Source organism: Streptomyces tateyamensis, assembly GCF_003205575.1.
Classification (GTDB): domain Bacteria; phylum Actinomycetota; class Actinomycetes; order Streptomycetales; family Streptomycetaceae; genus Kitasatospora; species Kitasatospora tateyamensis.
Genome location: NZ_PYBW01000052.1, coordinates 22,777 through 42,124 on the forward strand (window position 1 = coordinate 22,777; position 19,348 = coordinate 42,124).

General features: G+C 71.6%; 11 protein-coding genes. 8 read left to right on the forward strand and 3 right to left on the reverse strand.

The annotated features are described in order from the left end of the window. Positions 1 to 178: 178 nt before the first annotated feature. Complete coding sequence (locus C7C46_RS16590) at positions 179 to 4,261, reverse strand: bifunctional nitrate reductase/sulfite reductase flavoprotein subunit alpha (protein ID WP_110670398.1); 4,083 nt, start codon at positions 4,259 to 4,261, stop codon at positions 179 to 181. Positions 4,262 to 4,701: 440 nt separating this feature from the next. On the opposite strand from C7C46_RS16590, the gene lepB reads away from it, so the two are divergent. Continuing rightward, complete coding sequence (gene lepB / locus C7C46_RS16595; RefSeq protein ID WP_484421953.1) at positions 4,702 to 5,337, forward strand: signal peptidase I; 636 nt, start codon at positions 4,702 to 4,704, stop codon at positions 5,335 to 5,337. Positions 5,338 to 5,438: 101 nt separating this feature from the next. Here the strand turns inward: lepB and C7C46_RS16600 are convergent, their stop codons facing one another. Continuing rightward, positions 5,439 to 9,827: a galactose-binding domain-containing protein gene (locus tag C7C46_RS16600; protein WP_110670402.1), complete on the reverse strand. Its 4,389-nt coding sequence runs from the start codon at positions 9,825 to 9,827 to the stop codon at positions 5,439 to 5,441. Positions 9,828 to 10,280: 453 nt separating this feature from the next. Here C7C46_RS16600 and C7C46_RS16605 point away from each other — a divergent pair, with 453 nt between their 5' ends. From C7C46_RS16605 to C7C46_RS16630, 6 genes are all read left to right on the forward strand, one after another. Then, the gene (locus C7C46_RS16605) at positions 10,281 to 11,717 is read left to right on the forward strand and encodes an ABC transporter substrate-binding protein (protein ID WP_110670404.1); all 1,437 of its coding nucleotides are present in this window, start codon (positions 10,281 to 10,283) and stop codon (positions 11,715 to 11,717) included. 80 nt (positions 11,718 to 11,797) lie between these two features. Then, positions 11,798 to 12,733 (forward strand): carbohydrate ABC transporter permease, encoded by a 936-nt coding sequence (locus tag C7C46_RS16610; RefSeq protein WP_110670406.1) that lies wholly within the window; start codon positions 11,798 to 11,800, stop codon positions 12,731 to 12,733. Between the two features lies 1 nt (position 12,734). Continuing rightward, positions 12,735 to 13,610: a carbohydrate ABC transporter permease gene (locus C7C46_RS16615; RefSeq protein WP_110670408.1), complete on the forward strand. Its 876-nt coding sequence runs from the start codon at positions 12,735 to 12,737 to the stop codon at positions 13,608 to 13,610. A gap of 125 nt (positions 13,611 to 13,735) precedes the next feature. Continuing rightward, positions 13,736 to 15,370 (forward strand): glycoside hydrolase family 13 protein, encoded by a 1,635-nt coding sequence (locus C7C46_RS16620; RefSeq protein ID WP_110670410.1) that lies wholly within the window; start codon positions 13,736 to 13,738, stop codon positions 15,368 to 15,370. A 21-nt stretch (positions 15,371 to 15,391) separates the two neighbouring features. Continuing rightward, positions 15,392 to 17,437: a glycosyl hydrolase family 28-related protein gene (locus tag C7C46_RS16625; RefSeq protein ID WP_110670412.1), complete on the forward strand. Its 2,046-nt coding sequence runs from the start codon at positions 15,392 to 15,394 to the stop codon at positions 17,435 to 17,437. 98 nt (positions 17,438 to 17,535) lie between these two features. Further along, the gene (locus tag C7C46_RS16630) at positions 17,536 to 18,048 is read left to right on the forward strand and encodes a hypothetical protein (RefSeq protein ID WP_110670414.1); all 513 of its coding nucleotides are present in this window, start codon (positions 17,536 to 17,538) and stop codon (positions 18,046 to 18,048) included. 54 nt (positions 18,049 to 18,102) lie between these two features. On the opposite strand, the gene C7C46_RS16635 is transcribed toward C7C46_RS16630, so the two are convergent. Continuing rightward, positions 18,103 to 18,678, reverse strand: coding sequence for a PadR family transcriptional regulator (locus tag C7C46_RS16635; protein ID WP_110670416.1), 576 nt, complete (start codon positions 18,676 to 18,678; stop codon positions 18,103 to 18,105). 90 nt (positions 18,679 to 18,768) lie between these two features. Between C7C46_RS16635 and C7C46_RS16640 the strand changes: the two genes are divergently transcribed. Further along, on the forward strand, positions 18,769 to 19,185 hold the full coding sequence (locus C7C46_RS16640) for a nuclear transport factor 2 family protein (RefSeq protein WP_110670418.1): 417 nt from the start codon (positions 18,769 to 18,771) through the stop codon (positions 19,183 to 19,185). The last annotated feature ends 163 nt before the right edge of the window (positions 19,186 to 19,348 follow it).

Below are 19,348 nucleotides of genomic sequence, written 5' to 3' on the forward strand. Positions count from 1 at the left end.
AGGCCGGGCCGTGGGGGCGGCCGAGCCATTGTTTCCGCGATGTTACTGGCGGGGAAGTTACCCACTGGTTCATGGCAGGTCAATGCCCATGACAGGAATCGTTGCCATGGGTCGGGTCAGCGGCGCCGCGCCGCTGACCAGGCGTCAGCCCCGGGGCCGGTCACAGCCCGACCTCCGGTCAGTAGACGTCGCGCAGATACCGCTTCTCGGCGGCCAGCTGCTTGAGGTACGCCGCCGCCTCCTCCTCGGTCAGCCGGCCGTGCGTGACGGCGATCTCGCGCAGGGCGTGGTCCACGTCGCGGGCCATCCGGCCGGCGTCCCCGCAGACGTAGAAGTGCGCGCCGTCCTGCAGCCAGCGCCACAGCCGGGCGCCCTGCTCGCGCATCCGGTCCTGGACGTAGACCTTGTTCCGCTGGTCCCGGGAGAACGCCAGGTCCAGCCGGTCCAGCAGTCCGGCCTGCTGGAACTCGGCCAGCTCCTCCCGGTAGTAGAAGTCGGTGGCCGAGCGCTGCTCGCCGAAGAAGAGCCAGTTCGCCCCGGTGTGGCCGCGGGCCTGGCGGTCCGCCAGGAAGCCGATGAACGGGGCTATCCCGGTGCCCGGGCCGACCATGACCATGGCGGCGGCGGGATCGGCGGGCGGGTGGAAGTGGGCCGAGCGCTGCACGAAGACCGGCACCGGACCGTCGTCAGCGGCGTCCGCCAGGTAGCCGGAGCAGACCCCGGCCCGCGCCCGGTCGCGCTCGCTGCGGTAGCGGACCACCGAGACGGTCAGCCGCACCTCGCCGGGGTGGGCCAGCGGGCTGGAGGAGATCGAGTAGAGCCGCGGCTGCAGCTGCTTGAGCACCCCGAGCCAGTCGGCCGCCGCCGCCCGGACCGGGAAGGCACCCACCACGTCCACCGCCTGACGACCCCAACTCCATTTGGCCAGCTCGTCCTTGTTGTCCGGCCGGAGCAGTCGGCGCAGCTCGCGGTCACCGGTGCGCTCGGCCACGAAGCGCAGCAGGTCGGGGGTGATCCGGGCGATCTCCAGGTGCCCGCGCAGCGCCTCGCCGAGCGCCACCTCGCCCGAGCCGGGCAGGGTCACCGCCTGTTCCCCGTCGAGCCCGGTGACGGACAGCCACTCTGCCACCAGCGCGGGCGAGTTGGCCGGCCAGACGCCGAGCGCGTCGCCCGCCGCGTACTCCAGTTCGCCGCCGCGGGTGTCGAAGGTGAACTGCCGCACCTCCTTGGCCGAGCCGGGCAGGCTCAGGGTCCGGTTGCCGATCAGCAGGGTGGCGAACGGGGAGGCCTTGGTGGGGCGCGCCGGTGCGCCGGCCGGCGCCGGGTCCGGCTGCGGCGCGCCCGCGCGCAGTCCGGCGAGCACCCGGTCGAGCCAGGCCCCCGCGGCCGGCGCCCAGTCCGGCTCGCAGTCGGTGCGCGGCGCGATCCGCAGCCCGCCGAGCTCGCCGAGCCGCTCGTCCAGTCGGCGCCCGTGGCCGCAGAAGTCCTGGTAGTTGGAGTCGCCGAGGGCCAGCACCGAGTAGCGCAGCCCGGCCGCGACCGCACCGGCCTGGGCCAGCGACTCCCAGAACCGGGCGCCGTTGTCCGGAGCCTCGCCGTCGCCGAAGGTGCTGGTGACCAGCAGCACCGGCACCTCGGCCGGGAGCGCGGCCGGGTCCACCTCGTCCATGCCGAGCAGCCGGGGCCGCCAGCCCGCTTCGAGCAGGCGCTTGGCGGCGGTGGCGGCCGCCTCCTCCGCGGTGCCGGTCTGCGAGGCCCACAGCACGGTGACCTCCGGGTCCGCGTCCGCCGGGTCGAGGACGGGCGCGGGGCCCGGCGCGGTGCGCGAGTACAGGCCGGCCAGCAGCCCGTTGACCCACAGCTCCCGCTCGGGGGCCAGCGGGGAGCCGGCGGGCAGCGCCGGGGCGCTGCCGGGGGCGGGCGGGGCGGCGTCCAGCCCGGCCAGGAAGCCGGCCAGGTACTGCTGCTCGGCGGCACCGAAGGACGGTGCGGCCACCTGGGGCAGGCCCAGCAGTCCGGCCAGCGTGGCGGTCTGACTGTCCGTCATGAGGACCGCCGGTGCGGCCGGGAGCCGCTCGGGTACCACCCGCACCGCCACCGCGCAGGCCTTGAGCTCGGGTTGGAACGAGATCGGGTCCACCGCGTCGTTGGTCACCGCGTTGATGCTCAGGTACTCGCCGAACAGGTCGTTCCAGTGGAACGGGGCGAAGCAGTTGCCCGGCCGCACCCGGTCGGTGACCACGGCCGGCAGCACCGCCCGCCCGCGCCGGGAGGCGATCTCCACCTGGTCGCCCTCGGCCGCGCCGAGCCGCGCCGCGTCCTCGGGGTGCAGCTCCACGAACGGGCCCGGGTTGAGCCGGTTGAGCTTGGCCACCTTGCCGGTCTTGGTCATGGTGTGCCACTGGTGCGGCAGCCGACCCGTGTTGAGCACGAACGGGAACTCGTCGTCGGGCAGTTCGGCGGTCGGCAGGTGCGGGCGGGCGAAGAAGACGGCCCGACCGCTGGGGGTGGGGAAGACCAGCCTGGGCCGGGAGCCGTCGGGCCGCTCGACCAGCGGGCTGCTCACCCCGTCGTTGAGGTAGCGCACCGGGTTGCGGGCCGGCCCGTCCTCGTGGGCACTGGGCCACTGCACCGGGGTCTCGCGCAGCCGCCGGTAGCTGACGCCGCGCAGGTCCCAGCCCGTCTTCGGGTTCCAGGCCCGCTTGAGCTCCTCGAAGACCTCCTCGGCGCTGGTGTAGTCGAAGGCCTCGGCGAAGCCCAGCTCGCGGGCGACGCGGGCGATCAGCTGCCAGTCCGGCAGTGCCTGGCCGACCGGTGCGGTGGCCGGCTGGGCCAGCGTCACAGTGCGCTCGGAGTTGACGAGCACGCCCTCGGACTCGGCCCAGAGCGCGGCCGGCAGCACCACGTCGGCGTAGGCGTTGGTCTCGGTGTCGGCGAACACGTCCTGGGCGATGACCAGTTCGGCCGCCTCCAGGCCGGCGATCACGGTGCGGCGGTTGGCCACCGAGGCGACCGGGTTGGTGCAGATGATCCAGCAGGCCTTGACCTCGCCCGCCGCCATCCGCTCGAACAGCTCGACGGTGCCGCGGCCCACCTCGGTGCGCAGCGTGCCGGCCGGCAGGCCCCACAGCTCCTCGGTGAACGCCCGGTCCGCCTCGTCCAGCACCGAGCGCTGGCCCGGCAGCCCCGGACCCATGTAGCCCATCTCCCGCCCGCCCATCGCGTTGGGCTGGCCGGTCAGCGAGAACGGGCCGCTGCCCGGGCGGCAGATCGCGCCGGTCGCCAGGTGCAGGTTGACCAGCGCGTTGGTGTTCCAGGTGCCGTGGGTGGACTGGTTGAGCCCCATGGTCCAGCAGCTCATCCACTCCTTCGCGGTGCCGATCAGCTCGGCCGCCGCCCGCAGGTCGGCCTCCGGCACGCCGGTCAGCTCGGCCACCGTGGCCGGCGGGTAGTCGCGCAGGAACTCCGGCAGCGCCTCCCAGCCCTCGGTGTACTCGGCGATGAACTCCGGGTCGGTGTGGCCGTTCTCGACCAGCAGCTGGAGCAGGCCGTTGAGCAGCGCCAGGTCGGTGCCGGGCCGCAGCTGCAGGAACAGGTCGGCCTTCTCGGCGGTGGCGGTGCGCCGCGGATCGACCACGATCAGCTTGGCGCCCGCCTTGACCCGGTCCATCATCTGCAGGAACAGCACCGGGTGGCAGTCGGCCATGTTGGAGCCGATCACCAGGAAGACCTCGGCCGCGTCGAAGTCCTGGTAGGAGCCGGGCGGGCCGTCCGCGCCCAGCGAGAGCTTGTAGCCACTGCCCGCACTGGCCATGCACAGCCGGGAGTTGGACTCGATCTGGTTGGTGCGCAGGTAGCCCTTGGTCAGCTTGTTGGCCAGGTACTGCGCCTCCAGCGACAGCTGCCCGGAGACGTAGAGCGCCACGGAGTCCGGCCCGTGCTCCGCCAGCACCGCCCGCAGCCGGCCGGCGGCCTCGGTGATCGCCGCGTCCACGTCGGTGGGCACCGGCTGCGCGCCGCGCTCGGACCGCACCAGGGCGGTGGACAGCCGGCCCGGGGCGGCCAGTAGGTCGGCAGTGGTGGCGCCCTTGGTGCACAGGCGGCCGGCATTCGCCGGGTGCGCCTTGTCCCCGGTGGCCTGTACCACCGCACGCCCGGCTCCGAGCTGCAGCACCAGCCCGCACCCGACACCGCAGTACGAGCAGACGGTCCGTACGCCCTCACCGCGTAGCGCCCCCAAGGGGTTCCCCTCACGTGCCAGATCCGGTTACGGACCGGCAGGCGGTCCGGCGGGTGGGTTTCCCACCGGATGAAGGGTAGAAACCGGGGATTTCGCGGAGGTCACGGCCGCCGGGTACGGGCGGTTAAGCGGTACGCACATCCGGCCCGGCGGCCTGTGAGCGCCGGAGGCGTTCAGAGCACCTGGCAGGAAGCGAGGACATCGGCCGCACGGCGGCTGGGGCGAATCGGGCCTCGCAGTTTTCCAGGGCGTCAGCTGCGGGAGTCTGCGCTTATCGGGATCGAACCGCCCCTCGTGGATACTCGTGCCGACCGATCGGGGACGGCAGGGACGGGGGCCGGGCAGTGAGTGCTGGGCAGGGGACCATCGAGGCGGAACGCACCGGGCGCGGGTGGCCGCTGCGGCGAGCAGGGCGGGCACGCCGGGAGCGGAGGAAGCGGCCCTGGTGGCAGGAGCTGCTGGTGATGGTGCTGGTCGCGCTGGTGCTGGCCTGGGGGATCAAGACCTTCTTCGTCCAGGCCTTCTCGATCCCCTCGGGCTCGATGGAGAACACCCTGCAGGTCGGCGACCGGGTGATGGTGGACAAGTTCACCCCGTGGTTCGGGGCGACCCCCGAGCGCGGGGACGTGGTGGTCTTCCACGACCCGAACGAGTGGCTGAGGGACCAGCCGCAGCCGAAGCAGAACGGGCTGCAGACGGCGCTGTCCTTCGTCGGGCTGGCCCCGGCGGCCAGCGAGAAGGACCTGGTCAAGCGGGTGATCGCGGTCGGCGGCGACACCGTGGACTGCGAGCGGAACCAGCCGGTGCGGGTCAACGGCGTGGCGCTGGACGAGCCCTACCTCCACCCGGGCGCGACGCCCTGCAACAGGCACCCGGTGGGGAAGGTCACGGTGCCCAAGGGCATGCTCTGGGTGATGGGGGACAACCGGGAGAACTCCGAGGACTCGCGCTTCCACATGGACGAGGCGATCGGCGGGTTCGTGCCGGTGAAGGACGTGATCGGTCGCGCGTTCGTGGTGGCTTGGCCGCTGACCCACTGGCGCACCCTGCCGGTGCCGGGCACCTTCGACCAGCCGGGGCTGAAGGGCAGTCACTGAGCCGGCTGCTCCCGGCTCCTCCCGCGGCTCCCCGCCCGACTCCTGACACGTCGGAACCGGCGCGGACGCACGGGCCGCGCCGGTTCCGACCTGCGGTCAGGTCAGGGGTTGACGGTGATGGTGAAGGTGGAGGTGGTGTTCTGGATGTTCACGTCGTTGTTGTTCGCCACCAGGTGGTTGAAGGTGACCGAGCCGACCGCCGGCCCCTGGCCCGGCTCGGGCAGCGGGTTGGCCCAGATGCCGTAGCCGGACTTCCCGGTCCCGTAGGCGTCGTCGTCGGCATGGGCGCCGGTGATCGTGGTGTTGGTGAAGACGGTGTCCGTCACCGGGTTGAGCGCGGTGCTGCCCGAGTAGTCGGTCTGGAACATGATGCCGCTGTAGGTCGGGTCGGTGATGCTCGCGTCGCTGACCCGGATGCCCTGGAACGGCTGGGTGGCCGAGAAGGCCCAGAGCGCGCCGAACACCTGGCTGCCCCAGAAGTGGCCGCCGTCCCGGGCCAGCGTGAAGTTGCGGATGGTGGTCTGCGGGGTGGACTCGAAGCCCTCGAAGGCGAAGCCGAAGTTCAGCGAGGAGATGGTCAGGCCCGAGTAGCAGAGCGTGTCGGAGACCGTGAAGTTCTGCACGGTGTTGCCGCCACCGCCGTAGATCGCCACGCCCGCCGCCCGCCACGGGGTCATCGCGGTGACGTTCTGGATGGTGTTGTTCGCCAGCTTGCTGCCCGGGTTCTGGTCCTGGGCGGCGAACAGCGCGAAGCTGTCGTCACCGGTGCTGCGGGCCTCGTCGTTGGAGATCAGGTTGCCCTGGCTGCCGTTGGTGAGGTTGATCCCGTCCGCCATGGTGTCGCGGATGCGCATGTTGGTGAACGTCGAGTTCTGCACGTTCGACGAGCCCCAGACACCGACCACGTTGTGCTCGATCCACACGTTGTCGATGGTGATGTTGGACTGGTTGCGCAGGTCCCAGGTGTGGCCGGGGCCGTCCTGGCGGGTGTTGTAGTTGCCGAACCAGGCGAAGCCGGTGAAGGTCGAGCCGGCGGCCCCGGCCTGCAGGTCCCAGCCGGTGTCGGTGTCGGTCTGGTTCTGCGGCGCGACGAACTGGGAGTACCAGACGCCGGCGCCGACCACCTTGACCGCCTTGCCGTAGACGGTCAGCCGACCGGTGACCGCGTACTGGCCGGCCGGCAGGTAGACGCCGGTCAGCGTGCCGGTGGTGTCCATCCGCACCTTGTCCAGGGCGTTCTGCACGTCCTGCTGGGCGAAGCCGGCCGGGACCACCAGGTGGGCCGGGTCGGGGTTGGCCGTCTGGGTGGCCTGCTCCAGGTTCATGAAGTCGATCGCGTACTGCGAGGTGTTGGCGGTGTCCTTCTTCAGGGTGAAGACGGTGCCCTGCGGGTACGACTGGCCGAGCAGGAAGCTGGACTCGTCGTAGATGTGGCGGGGCGAGCCGGCGGGCGGGCTCTTGCCCGGGCTGGTCTCCGAGCCGTACAGCCAGGCGTAGTGCGAGGACAGGTTGAGCGGCTGCACCAACTGGCCGTTGGCGTACAGGTCCAGGGTGGCGCTGGTGCCGCCGCCGCCCGGCGCGTCCGGGATCGAGTAGCGCAGCACGAAGGTGTTGGTCGACTCGCGCGAGGTCCAGCTGACCGAGTCACCGGTGTTGTTGAGCGTGACGGCCTTGCGCTGGGTGGCCTCGCCGGCGATGTCGCCGATGGTGCGGTTGGGGCCGACCGCGGCGGCCGAGCCGCCGAGGGTGCCGTCGGTGGACTTGTAGGAGTCGTAGGGCATGTTGGCGCCCTGGCCGACGAAGACCGCGGAGTCGCTGGTCAGATGGGGCCGCTTGACCGGCAGCTCGTTGGCGTCGGCGGCCAGCACCAGGTGCGCGGTGTACTTGCCGTTGACGGCGGTCCAGGAGCCGAGGCTGACCGGGGCGGCGGTGGCGCCGGCCGCGATGGCGCCGCTGACCGAGCCGGTGAGCGTGGTGACGGTGGCGCCGTTCGCGTCCAGCAGGGTCAGCGTCATGCCGTGGCTGCCGGCGGTGGTCGCGATGGTGCCCTGGTTCTTCACCGTCACCGAGAAGTTGACGGAGTTCCCGGCCGCCGGGGTGCTCGGGGTCCAGTTCAGCGTGCCGACCAGGTCGGCGGACTGCACCGGGGCCACCACCAGGGCGGTGCTGTTGGTGTAGCTCTGGTCGGCCGTCAGGTTGAAGTTCTTCTTCGACTCGTCGACCTTGGTGGTGAGCTGGTAGCTGCCCGCGGTCTGGGTGCCGATGGCGGCGGAGACCGTCTGGGTCGCGCCGGGGGCCAGCGCGCCGACCGTGGTCGAGCCGACCTTGGTGCTGCCGAGGTAGAAGTTGACGTCGGTGGCGACCGAGGCGGCGGTGCCGCCGTTCTTCACCACGGCGGAGGCGGTGATCGCGTCGGTCTCCACCGGGGCGGCCGGGCTCCAGGAGCTGGAGGTCACGGTCAGGTCCGGGTTGGGGGCCGGGGTCCCGTAGACCTCGAACTCGGCGACCTGGCCGCCGGGCGCACCGCTGTTGGCGGTGATGGAGAGCTCGACGTCGGCGGCCCGGCCGCTGAGCGGGATGGTGACGGTGTTCTGGTTGCTGCTCGGGTCGAAGGAGTACGACTGCGCGGCGGCCAGGGTGGCGAAGGTCGAGGAGCCCTGCCCGCGGCCGAGCACGGCGATGGTCTGGGTCCGGACTCCCCAGGCGGCGGCCGGGTTGAGCTTGACCTTGACCGAGCTGAGGTCCGCGTCGGCGCCCAGGTGGACGGTGACCTGGGAGGGGTAGGAGGCGCCCTCGAAGTAGGTGGTGGTGTCACCGTCGACGGCGTTGGCGGGGGCGTAGACGTAGGTGTTGGCGGTGCCGTCGACCGGCTTGTGCAGGGCCAGGTTGGTCGAGGAGCCGCCCGAGCCGGTGCGGGTGACGGTGTTGGACTGGCTGGACTCCAGGGCCGCGGCGTTGGTCGCGGTCATGTAGTAGGAGACGGTCTGGGTGTCCGGGACCGCGTCGGTGTAACTGAGCGTGCTGCCGCTGACCGAGGCCAGCTTGGCGTTGTTGCGGTAGACGTTGTAGCCGGTCACCCCGACCGCGTCGGAGGAGGCCGACCAGGTCAGCTTGAGCTGCCCGGAGGCCGGCTGGGTGTAGGCCAGGTTGCTCGGTGCGGTCGGCGCGGTGGCCTGCGAGCCGGTGCGGGTGACGCTGTTGCTGTTGCCGGACTGGTTGCCGGCCGCGTCCTTGGCCCGGACGAAGTAGGTGACGGTGGCGGTGGCGGCGGGGTGGTCGGTGTAGCTGGTCGCGCCGGCCGGTACCGAGGTGAGCAGCGCGTTGTTCGCGTAGACGTCGTAGCCGGCTACGCCGGCGCTGCTGGAGGCGGTCCAGGTCAGGTTGACCGCGCCGCCGCTGCTCTGGGTGTAGGCGAGGTTGGTCGGCGGGCTCGGCGGTTGCGGGGCGCCGGAGGGGCCGTAGACCTCGAACTCGGAGAGCTGGGCGGCCGGCCAGGCGGTGTTGCCGGTGACGTTCAGCCGCAGGTAACGGGTGGTCGCCTGACCGAAGTTGATGGTGACGGTGTTTCCGGTGGCCGGGTCGAAGGAGTAGCCGGCGGCGGGGACCAGGTCGGTGAACGAGGTGCCGTCGGTGCTGCCCTGGACGGCCAGGGTCTGGGTGCGGGCGCCCCAGGAGCTGGACGGCGGCAGCTTGAGCACCACCTGGTTGACCGCGACCGAGGCGCCCAGGTCCACCTTGAGCCACTGCGGGAAGGCGTTGTTGGTGGACTCCCAGTAGGTGTTCGGATCACCGTCGACGGCGTTGGCGGACGCATAGGTCTGGGCGTGGCCGGACTCGCCGGTGGCCTTGCCGAGCGCCAGGTTGGCCGCCGAGGCGGTGGGGCCGTAGACCTCGAACTCGGAGAGCTGGGCGGCGTTCCAGCCGGTGTTGGCGGTGAGGTTGACCCGCAGGTACCGGGTGCTGGTGGCACCGAAGTTGATCGAGACGGTGTTGGCCGCGGCCGGGTCGAAGGTGTAGCTGCCGGCGGCGGTGAGGGTGGCGAAGTTGGTGCCGTCGGTGCTGCCCTGCACCGACAGGGTCTGGGTGCGGGCGCTCCAGGAGCTGGGCAGCTTCAGCACCACCTGGCTGACCTGGGTGGCCGCTCCCAGGTCGAGCTGGGCCCACTGCGGGAAGGAGCCGGTGGTGCCCTCCCAGTAGCTGGACTGGTCGCCGTCGTTCAGGTGGCCGGCCACGTACTGGGCGTTGGTGCTGGACACCGAGGTGGCCTTGCCGAGCGCCAGGTTGGTCGGGGCGGCGGTGGCGGGCGCCGCGGCGGTGCCGAGCACCGAGAGGCAGAGCGCGAAGACCGCGAGCAGCGCGGCGAACAGCTGCCGCACGCGCGGCGGGCGGCCGGCGGGGCGCCCGTGGGTGGTGGAGTAGCTGCGGACCGGACCGGGCGGCGCTGATCGCCGCGGCGGCCGTGGTACTGGCGACGACTGGACTGTTCTCATCGTTCCTCGGTTCCTGTGACCACACGGATGCCGAGGCGAGCCGCCCCTGACCCGGGCTCCCTCGCTGACGGCTGGCGGCGACCCATCGTCAGATCAACCGATCTCTGACAAAGATTTCCGCAGATTTGCGAGGAAGTTACAGATCCTGTCCGGCAGGCGTCAATGGGTCGCGCGAACCTGCCCGTGCCCTGCCGCAGCTTCCTCGGCAGGGCGCCGGAGCGACCCTCGGCCAGCACAAGGCCTGCTCATGCCACGCATTGCCTGGGAGTAACGCCGTAATAAAGTCGTGTCTTTTCGTCATACTGTCGAACTCTTGCAATCTCTCGTTTCCAGGCCTACGTTCTCCACACGCCGGATGTCGGCCGCACCACCGAACGCGTCGGGACCACCACCCGGACGCCGCCCGGCCCGCTCCAGCGCCATCCACCTCGCTCCACGACATGGGGTTCTCACATGAAGCCGAACAGTTCGCGAAGATTCGCCGCCGTCGCCCTCGCGGCCGGGATGCTCCTGGGCACGGCCGCCTGCGGCAGCAGCGGCTCGTCCGCCGGCAAGCCGGCCGGCAACGCCGCCGACGGGGTCGCGGACGGCAAGCCGCTGGACCCGAACGCCACGGTCACCATCTCGATCGACTGCGCCCCCGGCGCGGACCAGGCGGCGGGCAAGGCCAACTACGCCGACGACATCGCGCTCTTCAAGGTCAAGTACCCCAACGTCACGATCAACGCGAAGCCCTACGTCGGCCAGTGCGAGGTCCCGGCCCAGCAGACCGCCGAGTACAAGGCGCACGACGAGACCGGCGCCTTCCACGCCTACTTCACCGACCGCGAGCAGACGCTCAACTCGGCCGACGCGGTGGACATCGGCGGCTACGTCAACGACCAGACAGTGCCCGGCTACTCGAGCATGCTGGCCAGCGTCAAGCAGAACATCAGCGCCGACAAGAAGGTGTACGCGCTGCCGATCAACTACTACAGCACCGGCCTGGTCTACAACCGAGACCTGTTCAAGCAGGCCGGCCTGGACCCGGACAAGCCGCCGACCACCTGGGACGAGCTGCAGGCCGACGCCAAGAAGATCGCCGCGCTGGGCAACGGCATCACCGGCTACGAGGACTACAGCGGGGGCAACACCGGCGGCTGGCACTTCACTTCGGAGCTGTACAGCCTCGGCGGCAAGATGGTCAACGACGACGGCACCAAGGCCGCCTTCAACTCCCCGCAGGGCAAGCAGGTGCTGCAGCGGCTGCACGACATGCGGTTCGCCGACCAGAGCATCGCCGCCGCCCCGATCACCCAGTGGGCCGACGCGTTCCCGCCGCTGGCCACCGGCAAGGTCGGCATGTTCATCGGGGCCCCCGACGTGGTCAAGCACCTGATCGAGGTACTCGGCGCGAACAAGGACGCCTACGGCCTGGGCGCGATGCCCGGCGCCACCGGCCCCGCCTCCAGCCTGGGCGGCGGCGACCTCTACTACTTCAAGAAGGGCCAGACGCCCAACCAGATCAAGGCCGAGATCGCCTGGATCGACTTCGAGTACCTGACGCCGGACCAGGGCCAGTTCAACTTCGCCCGGTCCAAGACGCTGGCCGGCTCCAGCAAGGACCCGGTGGCCATCTCGGTGCCGCAGCCCTACTTCTGGTCCGCGGACTCCCCGCAGATCCAGGCCATCACCACCTCGCTGAAGACCAACGGCAACCTGCCGCTGACCAACTACGACCCCTACGTGAAGAACCCGACCACCTCGGTGAACGAGCCGCCGGCCGCGCAGCAGCTGTACAAGGTGCTCGACTCGGCGATGTCCGGCGCGCTGACCGACCCCAACGCCAACGTCGACAGCCTGCTGGCCACCGCCGAGTCCGCGGCGAACAAGATCCTGGCCAACCAGTGACCGCCCCCGGCCGGGCCGTCGACGCAGTACCGGCCCGGCCGGGCGGCCCGCACCACCACGACCCCGAGGAGTCACCCCCCATGGCTGTCACGCTGACGCGCGAGCGGGCCCGGGCCGCCCGGCCGCGCGGTGCGCGCCCCGCCGCCCGGCGCCGCGCCGTGGCGCGGAACCTGCGCGCCCACGGGTTCCTGGCCGGAGCACTGCTCTGCTTCGTGCTGTTCACCTGGTACCCGATGCTCCGCGAGATCACCATGTCCTTCCAACGGGTGCACCACGGCACCACCAGCTGGGTGGGCCTGGCCAACTACCGGCAGATCACTGCGGATCCGGGCTTCTGGGACGCCTGGCGCAACACCCTGGAGTTCACCGGGATCGCCCTGGTGGTCGGCTTCGTGGTCCCGTTCGCCGCCGCCCTCGTGATCAACGAGCTGCGGCACGCCCAGAGTTACCTGCGGATCCTGGTCTACCTGCCGGTGATGCTGCCGCCGGTGGCCGGGATCCTGCTCTTCAAGTACTTCATGGACCCGGGCTACGGCCTGTTCAACCAGGTGCTGCACGCCCTGCACCTGCCGGGATCGAGCTGGCTGGCGGCCAAGGGCACCGCGATGCCCTCCCTGGTGCTGGTCTCCACCTGGGGCAACCTGGGCAGCGCGACCCTGGTCTACCTGGCCGCGCTGCAGGGCATCCCCGGCGAGCTCTACGAGGCGGCCGAACTCGACGGCGCCAACCTGCTGCAGCGGATCTGGCACGTCACCGTGCCGCAGACCCGGTTGATCCTCTCGCTGATGCTGATGCTCCAAGTCGTCGCCACCATGCAGATGTTCACCGAGTCCTTCGTGCTCACCGGCGGCGGCCCGCAGGGCGCCACCACCACCGTGGTCTACCTGCTGTACGACTACGCCTTCAACTACGACAAGTTCAACACCGCGGCCGCCCTGGGCGTGATCATGCTGCTGGTCCTGGGCTGCTTCTCCGCGCTCTACCTGTGGCTCGAACGCCGCGGCCGGGAGGACTGACATGGCGACCGCCACCCGCACCCTGATCTCCCCGGTCCAGCTGTCCCGCCCGCGCGGGCGCCGGATCTACCGGGCCGTGCTCGCGCTGGTGCTGCTCGGTGCCACGCTGGCCTTCGTCGGCCCGCTGTACTGGCTGGCCACCGGCGGGTTCAAGTCCTCCCAGGAACTGGTCCGCACCCCGCCCACCCTGTTCCCGGCCCGCCCGGGCACGCACGCCTTCACCGAGGCCTGGTCCCGGCTCGGCATGGGCCAACTGCTGCTCAACACCGTGGTCTACGCCGGCGGCGCGCTCCTGTTCCAACTGGTCTTCTGCGTCGCGGCGGCCTACTCGCTGTCCAAGTTGCGACCGGTGCTGGGCAACGTGATCCTGGGCATGATGCTCGGCTCGATGATGATCCCGGCCGCGGCCCTGGTCATCCCGCAGTACCTGACGGTGCTCGACCTGCCGCTGGTGCACTGGAACCTGCAGGACACCCCCTGGGTGATCTGGCTGCCCACGGTGGCCAACGCGTTCAACATCTTCCTGCTCAAGCGGTTCTTCGACTCGATCCCGGACGAACTGCTGGACGCCGCCGCGATCGACGGCGCCGGCCCGCTGCGCACCCTGTGGTCGGTGGTGCTGCCGATCTCCCGGCCGATCCTCGGGGTGGTCTCCATCTTCGGCCTGGTCGCGGTCTGGAAGGACTTCCTCTGGCCGCTGATCACGGTGCCCGCGCACGAGACGCTCAACGTCGGCGTGAACACCGCCGCCACCTCGATGCCGCAGAACTCGCTGATCGCCGGTCTCTTCCTGGCCTCGATCCCGACCATCGTGCTGTTCCTGGTCTTCCAGCGCAACATCATGGCGGGACTGACCGCCGGCAGCCTCAAGGGCTGAGCGCCGCCGCGACGTTGACGTACCGTCGGTCGACCCCTGCCCCGTCGCCCCGGCCCAGCCGCCCTGACCGGTGCGGGCCGGGGCGGCGGCCCCACCTCCATGCCCACTACGAAAGCAGGTCCACCGTGCCCGTCCCCGGAGCGCAGGCGCTCGACTGGTGGCGCCACGCCGCCATCTACCAGATCTACCCCCGCAGCTTCGCCGACGCCGACGGCAACGGCGTGGGCGACCTGGCCGGGGTCCTGGCACGGCTGCCCTACCTCGCCGAACTCGGCATCGACGCCATCTGGTTCAACCCCTGGTACGCCTCCCCACAGGCCGACGCCGGCTACGACGTGGCCGACTACCGGCAGATCGACCCGCTGTTCGGCACCCTGGCCGAGGCCGAGGAGCTGATCCGGCAGGCCCATGCGGTCGGCATCCGGGTGGTGGTCGACGTGGTCCCCAACCACACCTCCGACCAACACCCCTGGTTCCAGGCCGCACTGGCTGCCGGGCCCGGCTCCGCCGAGCGCGCCCGGTTCTGGTTCCGGCCCGGCCGCGGCGAGACCGGCGAACTGCCGCCGACCAACTGGCAGGGCTTCTTCGGCGGACCGGCCTGGAGCCGGGTCACCGAGCCGGACGGCACGCCGGGGGAGTGGTACCTGCACCTGTTCGCGCCCGAGCAGCCGGACTTCAACTGGGATCACGACGAGGTGCGGGAGGAGTTCGAGTCCGTGCTGCGGTTCTGGTTCGACCGCGGCGCCGACGGCTTCCGGGTCGACTCGGCCGCACTGCTGATCAAGGACCCGGCGCTACCGGTGGACGACCCGGAGGAGCGGGCCTACACCGACCGCGAGGAGGTGCACCAGGTCTACCGCTCCTGGCGGCGGGTGGCCGACTCCTACGCCGGCGGCCGGGTGCTGATCGGAGAGGTCTGGCTGCCGGACGCCGAGCGACTGGCCCGCTACCTGCGCCCGGGCGAGCTGCACACCATCTTCAACTTCCCCTACCTGGAGTGCGCCTGGGACGCCAAGGCGCTGCGCGCGGTGATCGACGACACGCTGCGCCTGCACCGGGCGGTGCAGGCGCCGGCCACCTGGGTGCTCTCCAACCACGACGTGGACCGGGTGGTCACCCGCTACGGCCGCGAGGACACCTCCTTCGCGATCTACGCCCGCCACCACGGCCGTCCGGTCGACCTCGCGCTCGGCACCCGCCGGGCCCGCGCCGCCGCGCTGCTCACCCAGGCGCTGCCCGGCTCGGTCTACCTGTACCAGGGCGAGGAGCTCGGCCTGTGGGAGGTCGAGGAGATCCCCGACGAGCTGCGCCAGGACCCGATGTGGGAGCGCAAGGGCCGCAACCCCGCCGACCCCGGCCGGGACGGCTGCCGGGTCCCGCTGCCCTGGTCCGGCGAGGCCGCCCCGTTCGGCTTCAGCCCGGACGGGGCCGAGGCCGAGCCGTGGCTGCCGCAGCCCGCGCCGTGGCACGCGTGCACCGTCGAGGCGCAGCAGGGCGACCCCGACTCGATGCTGACCCTCTACCGGGCCGCCCTGCACACCCGCCGTGAACTGCCCGAGCTGCGCGAGCCCGAGCTGAGCTGGCTGGAGGCGCCCGCCGGAGTGCTGGCCTTCCGGCGCGGTGCCGGCTTCGCCTGCGTGGTCAACCTGTCCGGCCGCACCGTCGAGGTGCCGGTCACCGGCACCGTGCTGCTCGCCAGCGGCCCGCTCGGTCCGGCCGGCGAACTGCCCCCGGACACCGCGCTGTGGATCCGGATCTGACGCCCCGTTAGGAGACCTTGGATGGCCACCCCCACCACCCGCAGACTCGGCGCCGCCGCGCTGGCCGCCGGCCTGCTGGCCGCCGGCCTGCTGGCCGCCGCCCCGATCGGCGCGGCGCACGCCGCCGACGACCGGCACCGGGCCGGCGCCACGCCCGTCACCCGGGCCGGCCTCGACCCGGCGCTGCTCGACGGCCGCGGCGCCGCAGCCGGCTTCGCCGAGCAGCGCGCCGCCGACGCCGCCACCGACGGCACCGTGCTCGCCACCGACACCACCCCCTACACGCTCGCCGCCGAGGCCACCGGCCGCAGCGCCGTCACCCTGGCGCCGGGCCAGTACGTCGAGTTCACGCTGCCCGCCGCGACCAACGCGATCACGGTGCGCTACAGCATCCCCGACGCGCCCGGCGGCGGCGGGCGCACCGCCCCGCTGGACGTCACGGTCAACGGCCACCACCGCCAGAGCATGACGCTGACCTCGCAGTACGCCTGGCTGTACAACGAGTACCCGTTCACCAACGACCCCGCGGCCGGTCCGCTGCACCCGGACTGGTGGACCACCGAGTGCGACTGCGTGCCGAACCAGACCACCCCGGCACCGGCGTTCCCGACGCCGTTCCGGGCCAGCCACTTCTACGACGAGCAGCGGCTGCTGCTCGACCACACCTACCGGGCCGGCGACGTGCTGCGCCTGCAGGTCCCGACCGGCGCCGGCGCGGTGGCCACCACCGTCGACGTGCTGGACAGCCAGCAGGTCGACCGGCCGGAACGGGCCGCGCCGGGCTCGCTGAACGTGCTCGACTTCGGCGCCGACCCGACCGGCCGGCGGGAGAGCTCCGACGCCTTCGACGCCGCGATCGCGGTGGCGCAACGCACGGGGCGGCCGGTCTACGTGCCGCCGGGGACCTTCCAGGTGAACCGGCACCTGCTGGTGGACCGGGTGACCATCCGGGGCGCGGGCAGCTGGTACACCGTCATCAAGGGCCACCAGGTGACCCTGGCGCAGCCGGACGCCGGGGGAGGCGTGCACACCGGGGTCGGCTTCTACGGGAAGCCGGCGGCGGACGGGGGCAGCCACGACGTGCACCTGTCGGGCTTCGCCGTCGAGGGCGACGTGCGCGAGCGGATCGACACCGACCAGGTCAACGGCGTCGGCGGGGCGTTCGACGACTCCAGCATCGAGGGCCTGTACATCCACCACACCAAGGTCGGCATCTGGCTGGACGGCCCGATGTCCGGCCTGCGGATCACCGGCAACCAGATCGCCGACCAGATCGCCGACGGGATCAACTTCCACGGCGGCGTGACCGACTCGACGATCAGTCAGAACTTCGTCCGCAACACCGGCGACGACGGGATCGCGCTCTGGTCCCAACCCGCCGCCGACCAGCGGGACCTGATCGACCACAACACGGTGCAGACCCCGGTGCTGGCCAACGGCATCGCGCTGTACGGCGGCACCGACCTGACGGTGAACGGCAACCTGGTCGCCGACCCGGTCCGCGAGGGCAGCGCGATCCACCTGGGCACCCGGTTCGACGCCGTCCCGTTCGCCGGCACCGTCAAGGTGAGCGACAACACCACGGTCCGGGCCGGGACCTACGAGCTGAACTGGAAGATCGGGCTGGGCGCGATCTGGCTGATGGCCCAGCAGCACAGCCTGGACGCCGACGTGGAGGTGACGGGGGACCACTTCCTGGACAGCACCTACGCCGCGATCATGATGGTGGCCGACTGGCCGGTGAAGGACCAGTACACGATCAGCAACGTGCACTTCAAGGGCATCCGGGTGGACGGCACCGGGACGGACGTGGTCAGCGCCCGGGCGGCGGGCGGCGCGAGCTTCCAGAACGTGGCGGCCCGCAACGTCGGCGCGGTCGGGGTGAATAACTGCGGCTCCTTCCACTTCACCCCGGCCGGCTCCGAGTTCAGCCTGACCGACCTGGGCGGCAACACCGGCGGCGGGACCACGGGGGCCTGGCTGGCGCCCTGGGAGCTGCCCAACACGATCACCTGCGCGGACCGGCCTGCGGTCGTGCCGCCGCCGGCGCCCGGCCCCTGGCGGTGATCTGAGCCCGGGCCCTCCGGGGAACTCCTGGACAAGGAGAACTCCTAGACTGGGGGCGCGCGTCGGGTCGTACGCGCCCTGTTCCCCGGAGGCCTGCCATGCCTGGTCGCTCGACGTTACCCGCCGAGACCAGACTCATACTCGGTTCCGACGGCTCCACCACGCTGCTGCTGGAGTCACTGCTCGGAGTCCCGCTCGCCGTCCACGTGCTGACCGAAGCCGTGGTGACGGCCGATGAACTGTCCGCACCCGCCCTGAGATCGCTGGCCCTGCCGCCGGACGCCGAGCTGGTCTCGCGCAGCTCCGAACTGCGCACGCCGCAGGGCCACCGGGTCAGCTCCAACCGGGTGCTCTACCCGCACGACAGCGCCGACTGGCTGCGCACCGACCGCACACCGCTGGGCCACCGCCTGCGCGGGCGGGGCACGGCGCAGCACCGCGAACTGCTCGGCAGCGGGCTGGCGGTGTGGGACGCGCAGACGCTGGCGGTCTGCGCCTTCAAGGAGTACCTGATCCGGTGCGCGGACGGGCAGTGGTTCCACGTGTCGGAGCGGTTCAACCCGGCGCACGTACCGGTGACCGAGCGGACGGCCGCGGGGGCCGTCCGCTAGGACCTGTCCGTCCGGGCCGCCGCATGCCTGACGGCCTGTCAGCTGTGCGAGGTGCTAGCGCTGGGCTCGGGCGGCAGCGCGGGCGTCCAGCACGTCCAGCGCCAGCAGCCCCCAGCGCAGGTTCTCCTCCTCGAAGGCCATGCCGCGCAGCAGCGTCAGGTACGGGCCGATCCGCTCGGCCTCGGCCAGGTGCTGCTCCTCGGTGCGGCCCTCCAGCAGGCGGGCCTGCAAGCGCTGGTAGCGCGCGAGCTTGGCGCGGGCCCACCCCACCCGCTCGGCGATGCCGGCGCGCACGGCGGCCGCATCGCCCGCGTCCACCGACTGGACCTTGACCATCAGCTCGTCGCGGATGGTGGTGGGCCGGTTCGGCTGCTCGGCGGTGTGGGCGTGGACCGCGGCCAGGCCGGCCGGGGTGAGCGAGAAGAGGCGCTTGTTGGGGCGCCTGTCCTGCTCGACCACCCGGGCGGTGATCAGGCCCTCGGCCGCCATCCGGTCCAACTCACGATAGAGCTGCTGCGGAGTGGCCATCCAGAAGTTGGCGACCGAGGCGTCGAAGCCCTTGGCCAGGTCGTAGCCGGAGGCCTCGCCCTCCACCAGCAGGGTCGCCATCACCGCGTTCCGTAGCGCCATGCCCGCACCGTAGCACCCTGGACAGGCAGGCAGCGGCTGTTGAATACTCGCATCGGCAGCTATTCAACTTGTTGACTACCGGGAGCCCGGATGCACCCCTTCCGCAAGGCCGTCGAGGACCGCGACGAGCAGGCCGTGGCCGACCTGCTCGCCCCGAACGTCGTCTTCACCAGCCCGGTCGCCTTCAAGCCCTACCCGGGCAAGGCGATCACGGCGGCCATCCTGCGCGGCGTGCTGCGGGTCTTCGAGGACTTCACGTACGTGCGCGAGATCGCCGACCCCGGCGGCCGTGACCACGCCTTCGTCTTCACCGCCACCGTCGCCGGCAAGGAGATCCACGGCTGCGACTTCCTGCACTTCGACGAGGCCGGCCTGATCGACGAGTTCACCGTGATGGTCCGCCCGCTCTCCGCCGCCCACGCCCTGGCCGAGGCGATGGGCGCCCAGTTCGACCGGATCGCGGCCGAGGCGGCGGCGGAGTCGGCGGCGCAGTCGCAGGTCGGCTGAGCAGCGACGCTGACCATGGCCAAGGCGCGGTGGAGCGCGGCCCGTTGGTGGACAGGTCAGATCGCTGCGCACCACGGCAACGAGCACGGGCTGTGGGCCCCGAGTCACCACTCGGGGCCCACAGCCCGGCTGCGTCAGTGCTGTGTGTCGGTGTGTTGCTGGT

What these genes read in the sequence shown, in the direction of transcription:
- C7C46_RS16600 (WP_110670402.1), bottom strand. Translation starts at nt 9,827, where the DNA reads ATGAGAACAGTCCAGTCGTCGCCAGTACCACGGCCGCCGCGGCGATCA.
- C7C46_RS16610 (WP_110670406.1), top strand. Translation starts at nt 11,798, where the DNA reads ATGGCTGTCACGCTGACGCGCGAGCGGGCCCGGGCCGCCCGGCCGCGC.
- C7C46_RS16635 (WP_110670416.1), bottom strand. Translation starts at nt 18,678, where the DNA reads ATGGCGCTACGGAACGCGGTGATGGCGACCCTGCTGGTGGAGGGCGAG.
- C7C46_RS16630 (WP_110670414.1), top strand. Translation starts at nt 17,536, where the DNA reads ATGCCTGGTCGCTCGACGTTACCCGCCGAGACCAGACTCATACTCGGT.
- C7C46_RS16605 (WP_110670404.1), top strand. Translation starts at nt 10,281, where the DNA reads ATGAAGCCGAACAGTTCGCGAAGATTCGCCGCCGTCGCCCTCGCGGCC.
- C7C46_RS16625 (WP_110670412.1), top strand. Translation starts at nt 15,392, where the DNA reads ATGGCCACCCCCACCACCCGCAGACTCGGCGCCGCCGCGCTGGCCGCC.
- C7C46_RS16640 (WP_110670418.1), top strand. Translation starts at nt 18,769, where the DNA reads ATGCACCCCTTCCGCAAGGCCGTCGAGGACCGCGACGAGCAGGCCGTG.
- C7C46_RS16615 (WP_110670408.1), top strand. Translation starts at nt 12,735, where the DNA reads ATGGCGACCGCCACCCGCACCCTGATCTCCCCGGTCCAGCTGTCCCGC.